General features: G+C 58.7%; 26 protein-coding genes. All 26 read left to right on the top strand.

The genetic code is table 11. The annotated features are described in order from the left end of the window. The first annotated feature begins 62 nt into the window (after nt 1-62). Complete coding sequence (locus ADB08_RS05060; protein ID WP_049171461.1) at nt 63-479, top strand: RusA family crossover junction endodeoxyribonuclease; 417 nt, start codon at nt 63-65, stop codon at nt 477-479. 469 nt (nt 480-948) lie between these two features. Beyond that, complete coding sequence (locus tag ADB08_RS05055) at nt 949-1,395, top strand: hypothetical protein (RefSeq protein WP_049171459.1); 447 nt, start codon at nt 949-951, stop codon at nt 1,393-1,395. After that, on the top strand, nt 1,392-1,667 hold the full coding sequence (locus ADB08_RS05050) for a hypothetical protein (RefSeq protein ID WP_049171458.1): 276 nt from the start codon (nt 1,392-1,394) through the stop codon (nt 1,665-1,667). Before ADB08_RS05055 ends, ADB08_RS05050 begins: the two co-directional genes overlap by 4 nt. A gap of 94 nt (nt 1,668-1,761) precedes the next feature. Further along, complete coding sequence (locus ADB08_RS05045; protein WP_049171457.1) at nt 1,762-2,220, top strand: hypothetical protein; 459 nt, start codon at nt 1,762-1,764, stop codon at nt 2,218-2,220. Then, nucleotides 2,204-2,356 carry a hypothetical protein gene (locus ADB08_RS11580; RefSeq protein WP_161798511.1) on the top strand — a complete coding sequence of 51 codons (153 nt, stop codon included), beginning with the start codon at nt 2,204-2,206 and terminating at the stop codon, nt 2,354-2,356. Before ADB08_RS05045 ends, ADB08_RS11580 begins: the two co-directional genes overlap by 17 nt. Continuing rightward, nucleotides 2,353-2,517 (top strand): hypothetical protein, encoded by a 165-nt coding sequence (locus ADB08_RS11575; RefSeq protein ID WP_161798510.1) that lies wholly within the window; start codon nt 2,353-2,355, stop codon nt 2,515-2,517. The genes ADB08_RS11580 and ADB08_RS11575 overlap by 4 nt, the downstream gene beginning before the upstream one ends. Beyond that, entirely contained in the window at nt 2,514-3,020 is a 507-nt protein-coding gene (locus tag ADB08_RS05040) for a hypothetical protein (RefSeq protein WP_049171455.1), read from the top strand. Before ADB08_RS11575 ends, ADB08_RS05040 begins: the two co-directional genes overlap by 4 nt. Then, nucleotides 3,017-3,304 (top strand): hypothetical protein, encoded by a 288-nt coding sequence (locus tag ADB08_RS05035; protein WP_049171451.1) that lies wholly within the window; start codon nt 3,017-3,019, stop codon nt 3,302-3,304. The genes ADB08_RS05040 and ADB08_RS05035 overlap by 4 nt, the downstream gene beginning before the upstream one ends. Further along, nucleotides 3,301-3,690 carry a helix-turn-helix domain-containing protein gene (locus ADB08_RS05030; protein WP_049171448.1) on the top strand — a complete coding sequence of 130 codons (390 nt, stop codon included), beginning with the start codon at nt 3,301-3,303 and terminating at the stop codon, nt 3,688-3,690. Before ADB08_RS05035 ends, ADB08_RS05030 begins: the two co-directional genes overlap by 4 nt. After that, nucleotides 3,687-3,965, top strand: coding sequence for a hypothetical protein (locus tag ADB08_RS05025; RefSeq protein ID WP_049171445.1), 279 nt, complete (start codon nt 3,687-3,689; stop codon nt 3,963-3,965). Before ADB08_RS05030 ends, ADB08_RS05025 begins: the two co-directional genes overlap by 4 nt. A gap of 8 nt (nt 3,966-3,973) precedes the next feature. Further along, nucleotides 3,974-4,126: a hypothetical protein gene (locus ADB08_RS11570; protein WP_161798509.1), complete on the top strand. Its 153-nt coding sequence runs from the start codon at nt 3,974-3,976 to the stop codon at nt 4,124-4,126. Next, nucleotides 4,123-4,758: a hypothetical protein gene (locus ADB08_RS05020; RefSeq protein WP_049171442.1), complete on the top strand. Its 636-nt coding sequence runs from the start codon at nt 4,123-4,125 to the stop codon at nt 4,756-4,758. Before ADB08_RS11570 ends, ADB08_RS05020 begins: the two co-directional genes overlap by 4 nt. Nucleotides 4,759-4,827: 69 nt before the next feature. Next, nucleotides 4,828-5,412 (top strand): helix-turn-helix domain-containing protein, encoded by a 585-nt coding sequence (locus ADB08_RS05015; RefSeq protein ID WP_049171440.1) that lies wholly within the window; start codon nt 4,828-4,830, stop codon nt 5,410-5,412. Continuing rightward, complete coding sequence (locus ADB08_RS05010) at nt 5,409-5,639, top strand: hypothetical protein (RefSeq protein ID WP_049171437.1); 231 nt, start codon at nt 5,409-5,411, stop codon at nt 5,637-5,639. Before ADB08_RS05015 ends, ADB08_RS05010 begins: the two co-directional genes overlap by 4 nt. A gap of 1,199 nt (nt 5,640-6,838) precedes the next feature. Continuing rightward, complete coding sequence (locus tag ADB08_RS05005; RefSeq protein WP_049171436.1) at nt 6,839-7,129, top strand: hypothetical protein; 291 nt, start codon at nt 6,839-6,841, stop codon at nt 7,127-7,129. 85 nt (nt 7,130-7,214) lie between these two features. After that, nucleotides 7,215-7,784 carry an NUMOD4 motif-containing HNH endonuclease gene (locus ADB08_RS11155; RefSeq protein ID WP_053087311.1) on the top strand — a complete coding sequence of 190 codons (570 nt, stop codon included), beginning with the start codon at nt 7,215-7,217 and terminating at the stop codon, nt 7,782-7,784. Between the two features lie 6 nt (nt 7,785-7,790). After that, a complete protein-coding gene (locus ADB08_RS04995; RefSeq protein ID WP_049171433.1) occupies nt 7,791-9,374 on the top strand; it encodes a hypothetical protein in 1,584 nt (527 codons plus the stop codon). 13 nt (nt 9,375-9,387) lie between these two features. Further along, on the top strand, nt 9,388-10,791 hold the full coding sequence (locus ADB08_RS04990) for a phage portal protein family protein (RefSeq protein ID WP_065421651.1): 1,404 nt from the start codon (nt 9,388-9,390) through the stop codon (nt 10,789-10,791). Next, nucleotides 10,784-12,196 carry a head maturation protease, ClpP-related gene (locus tag ADB08_RS04985; RefSeq protein ID WP_049171430.1) on the top strand — a complete coding sequence of 471 codons (1,413 nt, stop codon included), beginning with the start codon at nt 10,784-10,786 and terminating at the stop codon, nt 12,194-12,196. Before ADB08_RS04990 ends, ADB08_RS04985 begins: the two co-directional genes overlap by 8 nt. A 28-nt stretch (nt 12,197-12,224) precedes the next feature. After that, nucleotides 12,225-12,608: a hypothetical protein gene (locus tag ADB08_RS04980; protein WP_049171424.1), complete on the top strand. Its 384-nt coding sequence runs from the start codon at nt 12,225-12,227 to the stop codon at nt 12,606-12,608. 37 nt (nt 12,609-12,645) lie between these two features. After that, nucleotides 12,646-13,578, top strand: a complete 933-nt coding sequence (locus ADB08_RS04975; protein WP_049171422.1) for a hypothetical protein — start codon at nt 12,646-12,648, stop codon at nt 13,576-13,578. Further along, nucleotides 13,578-13,904, top strand: a complete 327-nt coding sequence (locus tag ADB08_RS04970; protein ID WP_049171420.1) for a hypothetical protein — start codon at nt 13,578-13,580, stop codon at nt 13,902-13,904. The genes ADB08_RS04975 and ADB08_RS04970 overlap by 1 nt, the downstream gene beginning before the upstream one ends. Nucleotides 13,905-13,914: 10 nt before the next feature. After that, nucleotides 13,915-14,352 carry a Gp19/Gp15/Gp42 family protein gene (locus ADB08_RS04965; RefSeq protein ID WP_049171418.1) on the top strand — a complete coding sequence of 146 codons (438 nt, stop codon included), beginning with the start codon at nt 13,915-13,917 and terminating at the stop codon, nt 14,350-14,352. Continuing rightward, a complete protein-coding gene (locus tag ADB08_RS04960; RefSeq protein ID WP_049171417.1) occupies nt 14,333-14,671 on the top strand; it encodes a hypothetical protein in 339 nt (112 codons plus the stop codon). Before ADB08_RS04965 ends, ADB08_RS04960 begins: the two co-directional genes overlap by 20 nt. Next, entirely contained in the window at nt 14,664-14,942 is a 279-nt protein-coding gene (locus ADB08_RS04955; protein ID WP_049171414.1) for a hypothetical protein, read from the top strand. Before ADB08_RS04960 ends, ADB08_RS04955 begins: the two co-directional genes overlap by 8 nt. Next, complete coding sequence (locus tag ADB08_RS04950) at nt 14,939-15,334, top strand: hypothetical protein (protein ID WP_049171413.1); 396 nt, start codon at nt 14,939-14,941, stop codon at nt 15,332-15,334. Before ADB08_RS04955 ends, ADB08_RS04950 begins: the two co-directional genes overlap by 4 nt. Nucleotides 15,335-15,404 lie beyond the last annotated feature (70 nt).

Genomic DNA, 15,404 nt, shown 5'->3' with positions numbered 1-15,404 from the left:
ACTTACGTTCTTGACCGCGACCTGTATCGGGCGCGGTTTTTTCATGCAAGGAGAAACCAACGATGAGGTTTTTTGTTCCGGGGCACCCAGCCCCGCAAGGAAGCAAGCAGGCATTCGTGCGCGGTAAACGCGCGGTGCTGGTGGAAGTCAGCAAGCGGGTGAAGCCGTGGCGTGAGGCCGTGCAGGACGCGGCCATCACTCACGGCTGCCAGTCGTTGAACGGGCCGGTGTCGGTGAAACTCACGTTTTTGATGCCGAGGCCGAAGGCCATGCCGAAGTCCGCACCGCTGACGATGTGTGCCCGCCCGGACGCAGACAAATTAGCGCGCGCTGTCCTCGACGGTCTGACAGGCGTGTGTTTCGAGGATGATTCGCAGGTGACCCGCCTGCTGGTTGTGAAACGACGCGCAGGCACGGCAGAGGAACCGGGCGTGATGATCCATGTCGAACCGGGGGAGGAGATTCCTAATGTCGCCTAGAAGCCGATTTAAGCCGTCGAACCTCGGAATGTGGGTATGGGTGGCGCTCGGTCTGTCCTGGTCGCTCTACGAGCACGCTAGGGGGCAAAAAAGGGAGCCTGAAAAACAAAAGGGCCCCCAAGAGGCGCATACGTTGAGAGGCGTTGGGGGTGCGGTTGAAATTAATCTTACACACCCCTCTGGAGACTGCCCACCATCAAAACAAGGACCCCTGGTTGCGCATCCACGGAGAGGCTTTGCAGGGGGACCGTCGGGATTAACCTTACCCGCTCCCCATCACCCCAGCGAAGCCACTACTGGACACCCTCGGACTAGAGGAGATGCCCGAACGAATTCACTAATGACCGCGACAGGGGAGCCAATGAGCCAGGAAAACACTGATTTCCCATGCGCCACCTGCAACCGATGGTCACAGAACTGCTGCGGCCCCTGGGAAACACCCCAAGAACACGACGACTAGGAGCACCAAATGACACCAGAAGAAGCACGCCAACTACTCGAAGGCACCACACCCGGCCCGTGGGGATTCGATACGCAAACGTATGAAGAACCGTGTTACCCAGAACTTGTGGTCGATTTTCAGGTAACCACCCATAACGGCAACCAAGTTGCGGAGCAGACCGACTTCGATAGTGACGCTTATGAATCCGGGCGGAACTTCAACCTCATGGCTGCCGCCCCGGACATGGCCGCAATGATTGCAGGAATGACCGCCGAATACGCAATACAGGGCAAGGCCTCAAACTCCGATGAATGGATCACACTTTCCCAATGGACAGAGGAACTGCCGCCTCCAGGGTTAGAGACCGAAATCACCCTCACTGACGAGGACACAGGCGAAACGCACCGAATCGACGCACGTATCGCCGTCCGCTACGTCACCGCACCACAACCACTAGAAGGAGAAGAACAGTGACACCAGAAGAAGCTGCGGTCATCGTCGACCGCTGGGCCAATGAAGGCCAACCCACTACCTGGATTTCTGAAGTCGTCGACGCGGTAACCACCATCCTTGAAATGCGCACCGAGTACACCGTCGAATACCAACCCAACCCAGATTCCCCGTGGCATCGAGTTGCGGAATGGTCGGAAGAATACCCGCTTATCGACGGCGAAGAGCTCAACCCCCGCGAGCGCATCGTGAAGCGCTACGCCACCTACCGACAGCCACTAGGAGAAGAACAATGACCATCGACATCATCATTCAGCTACTCACTGACCCCGGTTTCGCTATCGGCTACCTCGGCGAAGCCGCAAACCACATCGTGAACGGAGCACCACTATGAGCGCTATCGAATTCGCAACCAACGACGCCAACCAAGCTCGCCGATACCTCAACTGCGAGCAAATGACCTACCTCACCGACGAGACGAAACAAGCCATCCTAGACGGGGTGAAACAGGGAATCTGCCGAGTCCGCGACCCTCAAATGTATGGTGGCTCATCTGGTGTGGTGCCCGAAACCAAAGACCCGGACGTGTGGAACCCGTTCATTGAACAGGTGCAGAAGCTTCACGACCGGGACTTTGAGAATCGGCCAAAACCGTTCACTTTCAAACCAGGACTCCTACCGGATGGGTACGAGGTCGAATGGGGGCATTGGACGGAAGACGGCCACATCTTCTGGTGGGGGACAGACGACGTCTCAGCGCGCATAGCCCGCGATCATGAACGCCCAGTCATCCGCTATGTCAGCCCCGTAATCCACATCAAGGAGGGTGACGATGAACCACGTGATTGAGCTCCCTGACGATGACGGCACCGAATTCGACGCGGGTGACCTCGGCACCGCCTGGCTCCCATACACCGAACCCCGCGCATGCGACCTGGAAGCCCTCGCCGTAGCCCTCATCCAACACGCCAAGGACATGCAATGACCAGGCCGCCTAAGCCCCGTGTGTGGAAAGCCGGGCAAGACTGCTGGGCCGTCACCACCGACTACTTTTGCGAAGAACTCAACCAGATGATGTACACCACCCGGCTGCTACGCACCTGGCAGCAAGCCATCCGATACGCCACCCACCAGGAGAACCAATGACCAGTATCAAAGATCTTGAGACGCAGATTGAAGGCGCAGAAGATGCCCTCGCCTTTGCTAAGGGCGAACTCGCCGACCTCAAGACCCGCCTCCGAGAACTCAAGGAACAGCAGGAGAAGGACAAGCAACCAGAGCCAGGGCCAGAGCAGGAGTCGCTGTTCGGCCGCTGGGCAACGCACCCGACATACGGGCGCGGAATCATTGTCTCCAGCGAGCCTAACGATGACGGTTACGTGCGGATAGCCTGCCGAAACGACAATCTCAGGGACGGCGCGGAGATACATTATGAACACCCTGAACACCTCACGTTCGACCCGGCGACCCTCAACACCGTCAAAGATTTCAACGACGCGCCCGAGGGAACCATCGCCGAAATCATGGTTGAACCGAAAGGCGTGTACGTCAAGAAGGACAGCGTTTGGCGTGGGGCGGGGGAGGAGTATCCGACCCCAGTACAGTCACTCGCTAAAGCACGAGTAATCCGGTGGGGGAACGGACAATGAGACTGACTGACCAGGTGCGCGCCCTAGAAGAAGAAAACACCCGGCTCCGTGCCGCGCTTGCCGCAGAGCAGGACAAGCGCCGGAAGTGGCAAGGCGCACTCAACCGCGTAGAAGACCTCATCGAGCGCGAAAAAGGCCCGCACATCAAGGACTATCACGCCGCTGTGGAACGCAACGATTACCCGACCGGGCAGGCCGCATTTTCCTCGCTATCGGCGCTGTGCCAAGCGCTTATATACATCAAGGACGCACGCGTAGAAGCACGAAAAGAGGCCAGCCAATGATCTGTGTCGGTGACCTCGACAGCATAGGTGCCACCATCAAAGCCAGACGCGAAGAACGCGGCTGGACACGCACCGAACTAGCAGCAGCCACACGCCTACCACTGCCGCTAATTAATGACATCGAAGCCGGACGCGAAGACGTGAGTCTCAACGACATCCGCGTATGCCTTTACGCCCTCAACCTGTACGTCGGCTGGGAAGTAACAGCAAAGCCACGGTGGCGAGTAGACAGCCACGTCTCAGCCACCATCCCAGGTGTCAACACAAGGACATGGACAGCCACCGCCTACCGACCAACCGGCTATATCGCTGAGTCTCGACTGTTCGGAACCTGGCGTGAAGCCTACGACTACGCAGACACACAAGCCCGGAAGGGGAAACCATGACCGTAATCGGCGCACTGTTAGCAGCCGTCGTAATCGTCGCCTACATCGGCGCTTGCATATTCGCATTGTGGCTCGGAACCGATGAAGAACAACCCGTAACGGCCACCGTCATCGCAGTAGTGCTCGTAGCCCTGCTGCTATTCGGGATAGGAAAGCTGATAGAAAACTCCGACAACTCCGTGCATTGCGGCCCCGGCACCGTCTATCGGGAGTCCAGCCGATACGACCCAGCCACCAAGCAAGTCCGCCACGACTGGGTATGCGAAGCGAATTAGGAGACCCAATGACCACGTTTGAGGTTCACCTCATCGATAAGCGCACCGGCGCGGTTGAACGCTCCCTACCAGTAGACACCTGGCTGGAAGCACAACTCATCGCCCGACGAGCCAACCACGACAAATACACAACCCGCATCACAGAACAGGAGAACCAGTGACCCCCGCCCTTATCGTGGGCGCGCTTACCCTCGCAGCAACCATCCTGGGAGCCGCAGTAAGCGCAGCCGACCACAAACGAGACCGACCGGGGGCGAGCAAGGATTCGGCAGCACAGGAAAGGACTAACACCATGTGGAACCTATTCGGAAAACCAGCCCCAACCCCCGAGGAGTCAGCCCCCGCCCAGGAGGAACTAGCCCCACGCCCGGACTACGGCGACACCTACCACTTCGAAAACATCGGAGTCGCCTGCGATCCTCCAGCAGAATACATATGGACTGAATACGGGCCACGACGAAATACCCCGCCGCTCGACCCGCCGCCCTCAATCCAAAAAGACCTCTACGACGCGAAATGCGGGGCCATCAAACTCACCAACCCACTCGGAGAAACCGGGTGGCAACCCACCATTGGGCGCATCGAACTCTGGGGAACCGACGTGCAATACCGACACAACGGGCACGCCAGCACCATCCGAGCCATCTTCGACGGAGCGGACACCCCCAGTGACGCAATCAGGAACAGCTGCTGGACGGAAAAACTAGCCATTGAGGCAGCGGAGGAGATGAAGCAGAGACTCATCGGCAAGTATGAGGAACGCCTACGCACACAATGGAGACCAGCAGAGTAGAACTCTCATGCTAAAATAGATGAGATAAACCATTGCCTAGCAGGGAAGATATAAGCAACATTGGAACAGATGCTCGCCGATAAATACCTGCAAGCACTCTCAACAATCCAACGACTCGCCCCGCTGCTCGACCAGCACCTCGAACCCGCACGCGGTAATCAGACCGACGCATACAAAGCCCCCAGTCTGCCCCGCTCCAAACCCCCGCTGTCGATGACCTGGCTCGACCTCAAACTCACCATCGAGGAGGTTCTGCGCACCACCTGCAGGCAGGTGCGTGCAGACACCGGCGGGCTGTACGGCAAGCCCGTGCCCACAGTGCAGGGCATGGCCGGGTGGCTCAGCAACCAGCATGAGCACCTGGCAGGGTGCATGTGGGCAGACTCCGAGGTGTGGTGGCACATGCAAACCGGGCAAGAAGGCTCGAGCGCAGTGGAGGAAACCATCAACCACGCACGACTACTCGAAGAAACCCTCGACCCAGTAGTGAAACACCCACCCGCAGGCACAGCCCAACAAATGTGCCTAGCCACCGGCGTACCCGCCGACACCATCCGCAACTGGTGGCGCGCAGGCAAACTCCCCTCCATCAAGATCGGAAACCGCCGCATCTACAAAGCCACCGACATCCAACAGGTAGCATCGAAGCCATGAGCGTAGACACCGACCTGTCATGGATGTGGCAACCCATCCCCTCTGGCTTTGACTGCTACACCAAAGAAGAAGCCAGGCAGGACGCAGCCCGTATCGCCCGGCACATCCTCAACCACCAGCACCAACTCGACACCACCCCGCTCGACTACACAACCACCATGAAGGCAGTGGCCATGCCGTACAACATTGGCAACCGCCCCGTGCCCGAACCCCCGCAAATGTGGTGACAAGACTTCACAGTTACCACCTTCAGGGTGTATACTGTTCGTAAGCATGAAATGAACCCCCACCCCATCCACCTTCCAGGATGAGGGCCTGGGGGTTATTTTTATGCCCACCAAAAAACACCCCCACCCCCTCGACGCTAAACAGCCCGCGAGGAAGGGGGAACATCCCAGGGGCTACCAAGCCCCATCCCCTGCGCGACCACCGCGCCCACACCCACACCCCAGCCACAACCGGCCACGGGACAGGGCAGGGCACCACCGGCGCGCAGGGGCATGCATGGGGCGCGCGAACCACTCAAGTCGACAACGCAACGCGAAGAACATTGCATCGCTGCAACGATGTCGAACACAGTACAGCAGCATAAGCGCCAAGCAATAGCGTAAGAGCAGCAGCCGTGAAGCGAACAGCAACGACATCGAACACAGCACGCTGCGACACGGACACGCTGAGCTCAGCGACGCAACAACGCAACGCGAAGAACCTTCACCACTGCAAGCGACAGTGAGCACAGCAGCAAGCATGGCAAAGAGACACGAGCACAACAGCGAAGCAACACGACAACGCAACGCGAAGAACATTCAGCATCAACAACACGATGCACACAAAGGGTGTGACTCAACAGGTGAGCAATCAGCAAGCCATAAACCAACCACAACAGTGGCGAGCACACGCTGATCCATGAGGTTCAAGCCCTCACACACCCACCAAACCCCAGGAGCCCAGCCCATGCAATACCGCAAACTCACCAAAGCCCAACAAGGCCGCGGTTGGGCACACGACAAAACCCGAGCACGCCTCCTCCACAACCACACCGACGGCGCACCCTGCTGGTGGTGCGGCAAACCCATGTACCGCGATGCGAAACTCAATTGGGACCAACGGCCTTTGCACGCAGACCACTCACGCGCTCTCGGTCAATACGGAGCTCACAACAACCTCGCAGACCGACTCTTGCACGCAACCTGCAATCAACAACGCGGCGACGGCACCAGAGACAACCAACGCCCCACAGCACAACCCACCCCACCCCCCTTCACCTGGTAACCCCACCCACGTATTAGACAGTAGTGACAACTACACAGTAAACCCCCACAAAATCTTAAGGACGTGGGGTTTCCGCGACCTCTCGCATCCCGCCTTCTCGCTTGTCTCTCTCTCGTGTTGTTTTCATCAAATTCTAGTGTTCAAGGGGTTGAATATGTCGCTTGCTGATGAGGTTAAGGAACTTACTGGCGGTCGGCCGGTGTCGGCGTTCGATCGTGTGGCTGTGGAGACGGTGGCAGCACTGTCGTACCGGTTGAAGGAAGCCCGCCTTGTTCTTGAGGAAGAGGGTTGTGTGGTTGATGGGCGTCCTCATCCGGCGACGGAGGTTGAGGCGCGGTGTTCTGCGGAGTTGCGTGGGTGGGTTCGGTCGCGTCCTGATTTGTTTGGTGAGCAGAAGAGCAGTGGCCCGTCTGGGTTGCGGAAGTTTGAGCCGAAGATTGTGTGATTAGAAGCAGGAAAAAGAGCAGCCCGGACTGGTGTTGGTAGCACCGGCCCGGGCTTAACCATTTGATCACGATAGGAGCGTGACAATGGCTGTGAGCCATATTAGCAATCAGGAAGTTTGGAAGCAGATTGCCGGATATGAGGGGCTGTATGAGGTGAGTAACCGTGGCCGTGTCCGGAGCCTGGATAGGGTCGCAGCCAATGGCCGGAAGTTTAAAGGCAAGGTCTTGCGAACGGTCACGAATCACAACGGCCATATCCGTGTGATGCTCCATAAGGACAGGAAGCCTAAGTATCACTGGGTACACCGGCTTGTCCTTGAGGCGTTTGTGGGGCCAAGGCCGGAGAATTACGACGCGTGCCACAACAATGGCATTCCGGACGATAACCGACCGGAGAATCTGCGGTGGGATACCAGAAGTGCTAATGCGAAAGACCGAGTGCTTCATGGGAATCACTACAACTATGAAAAAGAAAAGTGTCCGCGTGGGCACCTTCTTGTTCAGCCGAATTTGAAGCCTGCCGACTATAAGCGCGGTTGGCGCAATTGTTTGGCGTGCGCCAGGGCAAAGAACACTATCTACTCGCGCCCAGGCCTCAAAGACGATTTTCAAAGAATCGCAGATGCCCGGTACGAGGCGATTATGAATCAGTAGAAGGCGGTGGCTGTTGTGGCATTGATTGGTGTGCAAGAGCCTAGGCTTTCGTCAATCCCCGAGGGCTATTACGACGCTGGGGAGTTGGCGGTTCAGTTCGCGGAGTTCTGCGGGCTGACGTTGTACCCGTGGCAGGAGGACATGCTGCGGGATATGTGCATTACGGATAGGCCGGTTGAGGTCACCCAGGACGCTTTGGGTAGGCCGACTGTTGTTGGGACGTATAGCTGGTCTGCTCGTGAGGTCGTTGGCGTCGTTGCCCGCCAGAACGGGAAGGGCCACGTGATTGTGGCCCGCGAGTTGGCGGGTATTTTCTTGTTTGGTGAGAAGACTCTTTTTCATACGGCGCATTTCATGGATACGGCGATTGATGCGCAGAAGCGCCTGTGGGAGGTCATTGAGGCTAACGATGAGCTCATGGCGTGGTGGGTCGGTGAGTATGAGGGGGTTCCTCGTAAGACCACGGGTAACGGCAAGGAGTCGATTGTCTTTCCGAATGGTGCGATCGTGTATTTCCGTACGCGTACGAAGAAGACGGGCCGTGGCTTGTCGGTGGATTTCCTTGTGTTGGATGAGTGTTTTGATTTGCCGCATGAGACGTATGCGGCGTTGTCGAAGTTGACGCGTGCTCGTGAGCGGGCGCAGACGTTGTTTATTTCGTCGCCGGTGAATCGTTTTGAGCATCTGCATGGTGCGGTGATGTCGGCGAAGCGTTGGGCCGGGATTGATGGTGAGCCTGGCGTGATGTTTAAGGAGTGGTCGCCGGCGGAGGATGATGACCCGTTTGCTCCGGAGACGTGGGCTCGGTGTAATCCGTCGTTGGTGGATTCTGGGTTTGGTGCGCAGTTGGCGGATATTGAGTCTGATGCGCGGACGGCTAAGAACAGTGAGCTACTTCTTGAGCAGTTCATGGTGGAGACGTTGGCGCGTGGTAATTGGGTGCCGCGTGACGGTGAGGAAACACAGGAGTACGTGTTGGACCCGGAGGTGTGGGGCGGCAGGTTTGACCCGTCCCCGGTGCCTGCGGGTGATTCGTGTGTGGCGGTGGATGTTGACCCGGATGGGCAGCGCGTTGCGGTTGTTGCGGCGGTGAAGACTACGACGGGTTTTCATTTGATGTTGAATCCGCTTTTGCAGTTCGACCGGCCGGAGACTATCAGCGTGGTGGTGTCTGGGGTTGAGAAGAATGACCCGCTGGGTGTTCTTTTGGATCCTAAGGGCCCGTCGTCGACGCTTGTGCGCGGTTTGAATGACGCGGGCGTGGAGCCTACGGAAATGTCGTTCAAGTCTGTGACGGCGGCGTGTGAGTTGTTCCTGGCCCTGTTTGCGGAGGGGAAGATTACGCATGATGGTGACGCGCGGTTTGTGGAGGCGTTGAAGTCGGCTGTGTTCCGGACGGGGCATGGTGGTGGTCGTGCGTTGTCGAAGCAGGCGGGTTCGATTGAGCCGTTGGTGGCTGCGACTTTTGCTGTGTGGGGGTTGGTGGAGTTTGCGCCGCCGGAGCATGTGGATGTGAAGCGGAAGACCAGGTTTGTTGGTTCTGCGAAGCCTGTTGTGGCTAGGCAGCGGGTTAAGACGATGGCGTTTTAGGAGGTGATGCGCTGTGGCTAGTGATGAGCGACGTGAGATTGGTTATGCGTCGGCGGTTCGTAACCGTTACTTGACCGAGGAGAATAAAGACCTTCAGTTTCCGCAGTCTGCTCGCGTGTTTGCGAAGATGCTGCGTGAGGACACGCAGGTTAAGTCGGTGATTCGTGCGGTGACGTTGCCGATTCGTCGTGCTGGTTGGCGTCTTGACGCTAACGGGGCTCCGGATGAGGTTGTGGCGCATGTCGCGGAGGATTTACGGCTGCAGGTTGTGGGTGAGTCGCCGACGAAGCCGATTGCGCCGCGTCGTGGCCGGGTTTCTTTTGAGAAGCATCTTGAGGACGCGTTGAAGTGCCTTGTCTATGGGTACATGTTCTTCGAGCAGGTTTATGAGCCGGGCGAGGATGGGCGGGAGCACTTGGTGAAGCTTGCGCCGCGTTGGCCGGGTACGATTTCGAAGATTAATGTCGCACCGGACGGTGGCCTTGATTCGATTGAGCAGCGCGCTTACGACACTGGGCGGTACAGCCTGAAGGCCACGAAGGTCAGCGTCGATGACCTGGTCGCCTACGTGTACGAGGATCAGTGCTCGGAGTGGACTGGGCAGTCGGTTCTCCGGCCCGCGTATAAGAACTGGGTCCTCAAAGATGAGCTTCTTCGTAAGGAACTCACAACCCTTGACCGCAACGGCATGGGTGTGCCGGTGTATCGCGGTTCTGAGTTGGCGATTGACCCGGACGCTGATCTGCAGTATGGGCAGGAGGTCGCGGAGCGGCTGCGTTCGGGTGAGTATGCGGGTGCGGCTATCCCGGCTGGTGCGCAGCTGGAGTTGAAGGGCGTGTCTGGGCAGTTGGTGTCGCCGCGTGAGGCGATTGCTTACCACGATTCGCAGATTGCTAAGGCTGTTCTGGCGCATTTCTTGAACCTTGAGGGCAAGGGTGGCTCGTACGCGCTGGCGCAGACGCAGTCTGATTTGTTCGTGCAGTCTCTGCAGACGATTGCGGAGTGGATTGCGGATGTGTTCACGCAGCACGTTATCGAGGACTTGGTTCAGGCGGCGTTCCCTGAGCATGGCGGTTTGTGCCCGCGGCTGGTGTTTGACCCTATCGCGTCGAAGAAGGAGCTGACGGCGCAGGACTTGGCGACGTTGGTTCGTGATGGTGTGATTCTGCCGGATAAGGATTTGGAGGAGCACGCGCGTCGCGTGTACTCGATGCCGCCGAAGCAGAAGCTTGAGGATGCGTTGGCGGGTAAGAAGTTCCGGCAGGGGCTTGAGGAGAAGTTTGGTGTGACTCTCACGCCTACTGCGGAACCGGAGCCGCCGGGCGAGCCTATGGCGAACTATGTTGTCCGTGACGCTGACGAGATATTGCGCTCATGGATTAAAGAACGAACGAAACGAGGTGCTGTAAGTGACTGAGGTTCGTATTTTCGGCGAGATTGGCCGCGACGTGACCGCTAAGGCAGTCGCCGAGCAGCTAGACGGCATCACCGACGATGTGACAGTTCGGGTGAACAGTGGAGGCGGTGACGTGTACGAGGGCATTGCAATTATGAACCAACTTCGCGCGTGCCCCGGCCATGTGACCGTTGTTATTGAGTCGCTGGCGGCATCGGCGGCGTCATTCATAGCGGTTGGTGGTGGCGACACTGTCATTTCACGGCCTAATGCTGAGGTCATGATCCATAAGGCGTGGACTATGAACGTCGGCAATTCTGACGATATGCAGAAGGCGATTGCTGACCTGCAGCGGCAGGACGTGAAGCTTGCCGGTATTTATGCGGCGAAGGCTGGCGGTGATGTCGATGAATGGCTGGACCGTATGAGCGCGGAGACGTGGTACACGGCGGAGGAAGCGCTGCAGGCTGGCCTAGTCGATGTGATTGAGGATGCGCGCCGCCCGGTTGAGCCGGTGGCCGCGTCGAGTATCCGCGCTAGGTACTCGTGTCGGGCTGAGGCCCCGCCGCCGAAGATGTTGGGCGGTCGGGAATCGCCTGGTGTTAATGAACCGATGCCCAGTGATGGGCGGAAGGAGGACGCTGTGGATAGCGTCAAGAATCTTGCCCAGGAACTGGGTGTTGAGCCGGATATGCTTCTTGAGAAGCTGTCCGGCCTTTTTAATGAAGCGGTTGAGGTCAACGCGCCGATTACCGTCACCTACCCGGATGAGGTGGAGGTGAACCCGACCGGCAAGGTTGTGGTTGAGCCGGACACTGAACTGCCGGAGGGTCTGACGGTTGAGCCGTCTATCGGTGAGGGTTTCACTGCGGAGGCTGACGAGGCCGGGGTGGTGACTGTCCGCGCTAGTGACGCGGTGGCTGTTGATGACACTGCCGAGCTGGTTATCGCTTTCTCGTCTGGTGAGTCTGCGACCGTTGGTGTAACTGTCGTTGCCGTCGATAAGGACGATGAGGACGATGCGGAGGGCGAGCCCGCTCCGGAGCCGGCCGTTCCGTCTGAGGATGGTGCTGAGTTCGCGGGCGAGAACTACGTGACTATTCCTCGCGCCTACTTCGATGAGCTCACTGCGCAGTCGAAGGCCGGTGAAGAGGCACGTAAGGCGAACCTGAAGGCGGAGGCCGACGCATGGGCCAGCAACCTTGTCCGTAAGGGCATTGCGCTCGCGTCAATGAAGGCCGCATGCGCCCAGGAATACCTCAATGACCCGGAACTCGCGGAAAAGCGTTGGGGTAGCCTGCCGCCGATCATTAACCGTAAGGAAAATGGCTACGGCGTTGACCCGGAGGCTGACGTTGAGCCGGGTGTCCGGTCTGCCGAGGAGCTGCGCGCTCTGTCTAAGTCCCGCATGTCGGGCAAGAAGTAACAATCACTGATTCCTAGAGGAGGAATTCATGTCGAACCCTACTTTTGTTCAGGGCCCGATTTCTTTCCCGGCTGCAACTGCGCTGGAGAAGTTCACTCTCGTGAAGGTCAACGCTGAGGGCAAGGTCGAGCCGGCTGGCGCTGAGGGCGCTGTGTTCGGCGCGGTCACCGAGAAGGCCGACCCGAACCTGACCACTCTGCCGACCAACATTGCGGTTCACTACGGTGTTGCCGCGGTGAAGCTGAAGGTCGCTGGTGGTGATGCCACCAAGATTAAGGCCGGTGCCGCTGTGTTCGCGGCGGCTAACGGTGAGGTCGCTGCTACTGGCACGGTGAAGGTCGGTGTCGCTGTTGCCGCTGGCGAGGGTGACCGTGTCCTGACTGTTCTCAATGGTCTGCCTGCGTCTGCCTAGCCGGTAGCGCATTAACCTGAAAAGGAGATTGTTTAATATGGCTGAGGTTCATAACTCTGCTTTTGATGTGCTTTCCGGCCTGACCGTCGAAGAGGCACTGTCTAACCCGCATTTCATGCCTGACCTCATTCTTGATGAGCTCAACGGCGCGGAGTTCCAGCGCGTCTTTTTCCGTGACGTGACCGTGAACTCCAACATCATTGGTTTCCGTGAGGCAACCCCGAACTTCCTGGAAGACGATGTTGCTAACGTCGCGGAGTACGGCGAGATTCCGGTTTCTGACCCGACCGCTGGCGAGCTGAAGACCGCTGCAATCGAGAAGCTTGGTATCGGTATTCGTGTTTCGTGGGAGCAGCGTAACGACAACGACATGGACGCTGTCCGTCGTGAGCTGGAGGCCCGCACGAACACGATTATTCGCGCGCAGGCTCGTGACGCTCTGAAGGCTCTGAATGCTGCGAAGATTCAGGAGCACCAGATTACGACCGCGTGGGATAAGCCCGACGCTAACCCGGCTGCTGACTTCCTGGACGCGTCCGAGGTTGTCCTCGGCGCCGAGGACGGCGACGGCCACTACTTCGGTTACACCCCTGATGTTCTGCTGATTCACCCGATGACGCTGAATCTGCTGAAGCGTAATCCGGAGGTTCAGAAGCTGTACATCGGCGACATGGCGCACGCTAACCCGCTGTTCAACGGCATCTCTGATGAGCCGCTTATTTTCGGCAACGTTCAGATCGTGAAGTCGTTCTTCGTCCCGAAGGGTGAGGCGTACCTGGGTCAGCAGCAGACTGCTGGTTTCATGGCGCAGCGCGAGCCGGAGTGGGTTTCCGAGTTCTACGAGGAGCGCGGTAACTCTGGTCGTGGTGGCGCTAACCAGTCGTGGCGTTCGGATTACACTCACCGCCGTGGTTTCGCGGTTGATGGCCCGAAGTCGATTGTGAAGCTGACAGGCCTGGTGACTGAGTAATGCGTAAGGTCACGTTGGCGAAGTCGATTCGCTTTCCTGGTGACCGTCTGCGTCTTGCCGGTGAGGTCGTTGAGGTTGACGATGGTGTGTTTGCGGAGTTTGTTGGGCGGGGTGTGTTTGTTACAGGCGCGCCGAAGCCTAGTGAGCCCGTGGAGCGTCAGCGTGAGCCGGAGGCCGACGCCGAGGCTGTACCGGAGCCCGCTGGTGGTGCCCCGCAGCGTCCACGTAAAGCCGCGGCGTTGGATGCGTGGAGAGCCTACGCGACCGCGAAGGGCGTAGACCCTAAGGGCATGACGAAGGCGGAGCTTATCGCCGCCGTCGGTTAGGTGGTGAACGATGCTGATTGATGGTTTCGTAGCGCGGTTCCCCCGCGCCCTGAAGCCGGGGGAGCGTGAACGCGCCGAACTACTACTCCAGGACGCGCGCGACATGATTGCCGCCGAGTTCGGCAGGGCTGGCATGAACCTCGATGAGGAAATTGCCCGCTCTGACTGGCTGGAAGCGGTCGTGTGCCGTGTCGTGTTCGAGATGGTGTCGGCGGTGCTGCTGGTCGGTGACCGTGCTGGGTATCGCCAGTACTCGGTGACCGCCGGCGACATCACCGAGTCCGGCACTTACTCGGATGTGAATGGTAGTGCGTGGGGTGGGCTGGTGCTGACTGATAAGCACCGGTTCGATTTGGGGCTGGTGCAGCACGCTACGGCGCGTGGCCGGTTCCCTGGTGCCCCATCCTGGCCGGAACGGAGGCTTCGTCGTGTTCGACACCGTAGTTGAGATCGTCACACCGGGCACTAGGCCGGGGTATGGCCGCGATGAGCTTGACTATGACAACCCCGCCGCTGTTGAGCCTGTGCCGTTCGGTGTGGAGGTACAGCCCGCAGGCAGGTTCGAGGATGACGCTGGCGGCCGCCGCGTGTTCGTGCAGTCGGGTTTCCGCCTGATTTGCCCGCCGGGGCAGTTCCTGGACGTGTCGGCTACACAGCGTATCCGCGTGCCGGGTATCGGTGACTGCGACATCGTCGGTGACCGCGCCGACTGGTGGCACCGCACCCACGGCCACACGTCCCTACAGCTGGAGGTGGCCAATGGGTAGCCCGGAGATTGATATTGATTTCGATGAGATGTTCCGTGAGGTCATGCAGCAGCCTGGTGTGAAGGGCGCGGTGCAGGGCAGGGCGGCGAAGATCGCTGCGGTTGCCCGCCGTGAGTTCGCGAAAGCGAAGGTCGACGCGAACGTGTCCATCAGTCAGGTGTATATCCCGTCTGGGCGTTTCGGTGTCAACGTCACAGCCCATGTGGCGGACGATGACCGGGTGAAGGCCATTGGGATTATGCGCCGGGCTGGAAGGAGCGTGCGCCGATGAACGATGCCGATATTCTCATGCAGGTTATCGAGTCTGTGCAGCAGGTTCTCGGTGACGATGTGTGGGTAGCCGACCGGCTGCCGCCTGACCGTGAGTTGGCGAAGAACCTGCCGTGTGTGGTGATTGACCTGCTGCCTGGCGGGGAGGTCATGCCGTGGCAGGGCGAGTTCGCTATCCAGCAGATGATTGCTCTCGACGTGGACGTGTTCGGCAGGTCGCGCCTGGAGGCGACGCCGATTGGTGACGCGGTTCGCGCCGCGCTGCATCAACTGCCGTTCCAGGTCGAGAACAGCATTACCTCTGTGGATTGCCCGCGTATGGCGACACGTGAGGACATGAACCCTCATTTGAAGCGTATTGGTGTGGTCGCTGACCTCACTGTGACCGGGTAGACGGTCACGCACTGACAAAGACTAGAAGACGTTTTCCAGCCACCCCCTCGGGGTGGCTTTTTTCATGCAG

Origin of the sequence: Corynebacterium sp. 239_CJEI (genome assembly GCF_001055995.1) — a bacterium.
Lineage (GTDB): Bacteria > Actinomycetota > Actinomycetes > Mycobacteriales > Mycobacteriaceae > Corynebacterium > Corynebacterium jeikeium_D.
Note: the sequence above shows the minus strand (reverse complement) of the source record. Positions and strands in the feature narration are given on the sequence as shown.

Coding starts and splice junctions, on each gene's coding strand:
- ADB08_RS04975 (WP_049171422.1), top strand. CDS start 12,646: ATGGCTGAGGTTCATAACTCTGCTTTTGATGTGCTTTCCGGCCTGACC.
- ADB08_RS11575 (WP_161798510.1), top strand. CDS start 2,353: ATGACCAGGCCGCCTAAGCCCCGTGTGTGGAAAGCCGGGCAAGACTGC.
- ADB08_RS05005 (WP_049171436.1), top strand. CDS start 6,839: ATGTCGCTTGCTGATGAGGTTAAGGAACTTACTGGCGGTCGGCCGGTG.
- ADB08_RS05045 (WP_049171457.1), top strand. CDS start 1,762: ATGAGCGCTATCGAATTCGCAACCAACGACGCCAACCAAGCTCGCCGA.
- ADB08_RS04965 (WP_049171418.1), top strand. CDS start 13,915: ATGCTGATTGATGGTTTCGTAGCGCGGTTCCCCCGCGCCCTGAAGCCG.
- ADB08_RS04980 (WP_049171424.1), top strand. CDS start 12,225: ATGTCGAACCCTACTTTTGTTCAGGGCCCGATTTCTTTCCCGGCTGCA.
- ADB08_RS05035 (WP_049171451.1), top strand. CDS start 3,017: ATGAGACTGACTGACCAGGTGCGCGCCCTAGAAGAAGAAAACACCCGG.
- ADB08_RS04955 (WP_049171414.1), top strand. CDS start 14,664: ATGGGTAGCCCGGAGATTGATATTGATTTCGATGAGATGTTCCGTGAG.
- ADB08_RS05025 (WP_049171445.1), top strand. CDS start 3,687: ATGACCGTAATCGGCGCACTGTTAGCAGCCGTCGTAATCGTCGCCTAC.
- ADB08_RS11570 (WP_161798509.1), top strand. CDS start 3,974: ATGACCACGTTTGAGGTTCACCTCATCGATAAGCGCACCGGCGCGGTT.
- ADB08_RS05060 (WP_049171461.1), top strand. CDS start 63: ATGAGGTTTTTTGTTCCGGGGCACCCAGCCCCGCAAGGAAGCAAGCAG.
- ADB08_RS05010 (WP_049171437.1), top strand. CDS start 5,409: ATGAGCGTAGACACCGACCTGTCATGGATGTGGCAACCCATCCCCTCT.
- ADB08_RS05055 (WP_049171459.1), top strand. CDS start 949: ATGACACCAGAAGAAGCACGCCAACTACTCGAAGGCACCACACCCGGC.
- ADB08_RS11580 (WP_161798511.1), top strand. CDS start 2,204: ATGAACCACGTGATTGAGCTCCCTGACGATGACGGCACCGAATTCGAC.
- ADB08_RS05030 (WP_049171448.1), top strand. CDS start 3,301: ATGATCTGTGTCGGTGACCTCGACAGCATAGGTGCCACCATCAAAGCC.
- ADB08_RS05040 (WP_049171455.1), top strand. CDS start 2,514: ATGACCAGTATCAAAGATCTTGAGACGCAGATTGAAGGCGCAGAAGAT.
- ADB08_RS04950 (WP_049171413.1), top strand. CDS start 14,939: ATGAACGATGCCGATATTCTCATGCAGGTTATCGAGTCTGTGCAGCAG.
- ADB08_RS04970 (WP_049171420.1), top strand. CDS start 13,578: ATGCGTAAGGTCACGTTGGCGAAGTCGATTCGCTTTCCTGGTGACCGT.
- ADB08_RS05015 (WP_049171440.1), top strand. CDS start 4,828: ATGCTCGCCGATAAATACCTGCAAGCACTCTCAACAATCCAACGACTC.
- ADB08_RS11155 (WP_053087311.1), top strand. CDS start 7,215: ATGGCTGTGAGCCATATTAGCAATCAGGAAGTTTGGAAGCAGATTGCC.